This window comes from Microbacterium testaceum (assembly GCF_001476655.1).
In the GTDB taxonomy this organism is placed as follows: Bacteria; Actinomycetota; Actinomycetes; order Actinomycetales; family Microbacteriaceae; genus Microbacterium; species Microbacterium testaceum_C.
In genome coordinates this window covers 1-4252 of record NZ_LDRT01000174.1, presented here as the reverse complement: position 1 = coordinate 4252, position 4252 = coordinate 1, and the positions used below count along the sequence as shown (strand labels likewise).

The 4252-nt window shown below is 71.0% G+C and carries 4 protein-coding genes; all 4 read left to right on the top strand.

Annotated elements, in window-relative coordinates; translation table 11 throughout:
- Nucleotides 1-32 precede the first annotated feature (32 nt).
- Nucleotides 33-1274, top strand: a complete 1242-nt coding sequence (locus NS220_RS17730) for an aminotransferase class V-fold PLP-dependent enzyme (RefSeq protein ID WP_058625312.1) — start codon at nt 33-35, stop codon at nt 1272-1274.
- Nucleotides 1275-1317: 43 nt separating this feature from the next.
- On the top strand, nt 1318-1773 hold the full coding sequence (gene sufU, locus NS220_RS17725) for a Fe-S cluster assembly sulfur transfer protein SufU (protein WP_058625311.1): 456 nt from the start codon (nt 1318-1320) through the stop codon (nt 1771-1773).
- A 241-nt stretch (nt 1774-2014) separates the two neighbouring features.
- Complete coding sequence (locus NS220_RS17720) at nt 2015-2449, top strand: hypothetical protein (protein ID WP_058625310.1); 435 nt, start codon at nt 2015-2017, stop codon at nt 2447-2449.
- A 190-nt stretch (nt 2450-2639) separates the two neighbouring features.
- The gene (gene fdhA / locus NS220_RS17715) at nt 2640-3857 is read left to right on the top strand and encodes a formaldehyde dehydrogenase, glutathione-independent (protein ID WP_058625309.1); all 1218 of its coding nucleotides are present in this window, start codon (nt 2640-2642) and stop codon (nt 3855-3857) included.
- Nucleotides 3858-4252: the final 395 nt, after the last annotated feature.

The following is a 4252-nucleotide window of genomic DNA, read 5'->3' as shown; positions in this document are numbered from 1 at the left end:
CTCCCCCACCCGCCGCCGCGTAGCCTAGAACCGTGACCCTCCCCTTCGACGTCGACGCCGTGCGCGCCGACTTCCCGATCCTCGAGACCGAGGTCGACGGACATCCGCTCGTGTACCTCGATTCCGGTGCGACGAGCCAGAAGCCGCGCGCCGTGCTCGACGCCGAGCGCGACTTCCTCGAGCGCGCGAACTCCGCCGTGCACCGGGGAGCGCACACGCTGGCCGCCGAGGCGACCGAGCTCTTCGAGGACGCCCGCGCCACCGTCGCAGAGTTCGTCGGGGCGGGGCCGGAGCAGCTGGTCTGGACGAGCGGCGCCACCGCGGGCCTCAACCTCGTCGCCGGATCCCTCGGCTACGCGGGGCGCCTGCGCGAGGGCGACGAGATCGTCGTGACCGAGGCCGAGCACCACGCGAACCTCATCCCGTGGCAGGAGCTCGCCGCCCGCACGGGCGCGCGCCTGCGCCACATCCCCGTGCTCGACGACGGCACGCTCGACATGCACGCCGCCGCCGACCTCATCGGCGAGCGCACGAAGGTTGTCGCGTTCCCGCACGTGTCGAACGTCCTCGGCATCGTGAACCCGGTCATGAAGCTCGTCACGCTCGCCCGCGGCGTCGGGGCGCTGACGGTGCTCGACGCGTGCCAGTCGGCTCCGCACCTGGCGCTCGACCTGCCGGCATCCGGAGTCGACATCGCCGTGTTCTCGGGCCACAAGATCTACGGACCGTACGGCATCGGCGCGCTGTGGGGTCGCGAAGAGGTGCTGGAGTCGCTGCCGCCGTTCACCACCGGCGGGTCGATGATCACGACCGTCACGCTCGACCGGGCCGAGTACCTCCCTCCGCCGCAGCGCTTCGAGCCGGGGACCCAGCCGGTGTCGCAGGCCGTGGCCCTCGCCTCGGCCGTCCGCTGGCTCGGCGGGCACGACCTCGCCGCCGCGCACGCGCACGAGGCGATGCTCGAGAAGCGCATGCGCGAGGGACTTCGGTCGATCGACGGTATCCGCCTGCTCGGAGACACGGATGCCTCCGAGCGCGTCGCCCTGCAGGCGTTCGCCGTCGAGGGGGTCCACGCGCACGACGTGGGCCAGTTCCTCGATTCGCGGGGCGTCGCGGCGCGCGTCGGTCACCACTGCGCGCAGCCGCTGCACCGGCGCTTCGGGTTCACGGCCACCGTGCGGGCGAGCGCGGCGATCCACACGACCGCGGCCGAGATCGACACGTTCCTCGACGCGGTGTCGGGCGTCCGCGGCTTCTTCGGAGTCGGCGCGTGAGCGGCGTATCGGCGGCGTCGACCGACGGAGCGGGAGTCGACGCGTGAGCGGGCTGGAGGCGCTCTACCAGGAGCTCATCCTCGATCACGCGAAGAAGCCCCGCGGCTTCGGCCTCGCCGAGCCCGGCGCCCACAGCGCCACCGTGCACCAGCGCAACCCCGTCTGCGGCGACGAGATCACCCTGCGCGTCGACGTCGAGGGCGACCGCGTCGCCTCGGTCACGTGGGAGGGCGCCGGCTGCTCGATCTCGCAGGCGTCGGCATCGATGCTCGTCGCGCTCCTGCAGGAGGACGGCGGGGACGAGGGGATGCCGCGCGCCGACGTCGAGGCGCTTATCGCCGGCTTCCGCGAGGCCCTGCGCTCGCGCGGCAAGATCCCCCTCGACGAGGAGACCTTCGCCGACGCCGCCGCGCTGTCCGGCGTCTCGAAGTACACCGCGCGCGTGAAGTGCGCGATGCTCGCGTGGGTCGCGCTCGAGGAAGGGCTGCGGCAGGCCTGAGGTCGCGGCATCCGGTCCTCGCCCCAGCCACGCCCACGCCCACACCCGCGCCCGCACCCACGCCCACGCCCACGCCCACGCCCACTGAGTGGCCCAAACACCCGGACGCCTCAGAAAACCGTCCGGGTGTTTCGGACACTCACGAGGTGATTCCGTGGGCATCGCCGACGAGGCGGGCAGCGGATGGTGGAGCCGCCGGGGCGGCGATATCCTGCGACCACGACGGAGAGAGGCGGATGCCATGGCCACCGGATTCAGCGCAGAAGAACGCGCCGCGATGAAGCAGCGGGCCGAGGAACTCCAGGCCATGAAGGGCTTGAAAGGCCTCGCGAAGCTCCAGAAGGAGAACGAGGCGTGCCTCGAGGCGATCGAGAAGCTCGAGGGAACCGACCGCGTGATCGCGGAGCGCGTGCACGTCATCGTGCTCGAAGAAGCACCCCACCTGAATCCGAAGACGTTCTACGGCTTCCCGGCCTACGCCAAAGACGGCAAGGTCGTGGTTTTCTACCAGCCGGCGTCGAAGTTCAAGACCCGTTACGGCACGGTGAGCTTCGACGAGACCGCGCAACTCGACGACGGTCCGATGTGGCCGGTGTCGTTCGTCGTGCTCGAGGTGACGCCCGAGGTCGAGCAGAACCTGCGCGCGCTGGTGCGGCGGGCGGCGCCGGCGGGCTGACGAGAACAATTCTCAACTGCGCCCTTCGGGGCGACATTCGTTGACGGCACGGAGGGTCACGAGTTTGGCTGGGGACATCCGCTCGCGACGAACGTGATCCGAGATCGCCCGCCGCGATCGGACGGGTCTGCGGGCCCCGCCCCGCAGGACACGACCAGGCTGGGCGGGCGCCCGGCCGGAGAGGACGAAGATGTCCGGCAACAAGGCAGTGGCGTACAAGGAACCCGGTGTCGTCGAGGTCATCGACACCCCGTATCCGGAGTTCGAGCTCAAAGACGGTCCCGGCGTCAACCCGGCGAACGTCGGCCGAAAGGTCCCCCACGGTGCGATCCTGCGCACCGTCTCCACCAACATCTGCGGCTCCGACCAGCACATGGTGCGCGGTCGCACCACCGCTCCGGCCGGTCTGGTGCTCGGGCACGAGATCACGGGCGAGGTGGTCGAGGTCGGACCCGACGTCGAGTTCGTCAAAGTCGGCGACATCGTCTCGGTGCCGTTCAACATCGCCTGCGGGCGGTGTCGCAACTGCAAGGAGGGCAAGACCGGCATCTGCCTCAACGTGAACCCCGACCGCCCCGGCAGCGCCTACGGCTACGTCGACATGGGCGGCTGGGTGGGCGGCCAGGCCGAGTACGTGCTCGTGCCCTACGCCGACTGGAACCTGCTGGTCTTCCCCGACCGCGAACAGGCTCTCGAGAAGATCCTCGACCTCACGATGCTCTCCGACATCTTCCCCACCGGCTTCCACGGCGCGTACACCGCGGGTGTGCGCCCCGGCTCGACGGTGTACATCGCCGGTGCGGGTCCGGTCGGCATCGCCGCCGCCGTCGGCGCGCAGCTGCTGGGCGCGGCCGCGGTGCTCGTCGGCGACCTCAATGCCGACCGTCTCGAGCAGGTGCGGTCGATGGGCTTCGAGAGCGTCGACGTGTCGAAGGGCGACCCGCGCGATCAGATCGAGCAGATCCTCGGCACCCCCGAAGTGGATGCCGCGGTCGACGCGGTCGGCTTCGAGGCTCGCGGCCACGGCTCCGACTCGGCGCACGAAGCGCCGGCGACGGTGCTGAACTCGCTGTTCGACATCACCGCGGCGGGTGGGGCCCTCGGCATCCCGGGTCTGTACGTGACCGGCGACCCGGGCGGAGTCGACGAGGCGGCCAAGGTCGGTTCGCTGTCGCTGCGCCTCGGGCTCGGCTGGGCGAAGTCGCTGTCGTTCACGACGGGTCAGTGCCCGGTGATGAAGTACAACCGGCAGCTGATGATGGCGATCCTGCACGACAAGGTGCAGATCGCGAAAGCCGTCAACGCCACGCCCATCAGCCTCGACGACGCCCCGCAGGGCTACGCCGACTTCGACAAGGGCGCTCCGCGCAAGTACGTGCTGAACCCGAACGGGTACATCAAGGGCTGATCGGAGTACCCCGTCTCCCGCCGAGCGCCGCGGCGGGACCGAGAGGCGTCCTCCGCCCGACCGACACGACTCCTGCAGATTCGCGACGTCCGGCCCTTTCCGCCGGGAATCCGTCCGATCTGCAGGAGTCGTGCACGGGCGGGGCGTGGCTCCCGGCGTTCCCGGCCCGGCAGCCCGATCCCGCCGGCCCCCCTCGGACCCGGCCGGCACAACTCCTGCAGAATCCGCTCCCCCGGCCTCGGCCGCCGGAAATCCGTCCGATCTGCAGGAGTCGTGCACGGGCGGGGCGTGGCTCCCGGCGTTCCCGGCCCGGCAGCCCGATCCCGCCGGCCCCCCTCGGACCCGGCCGGCACAACTCCTGCAGAATCCGCTCCCCCCGGCCTCGGCCGCCGGAA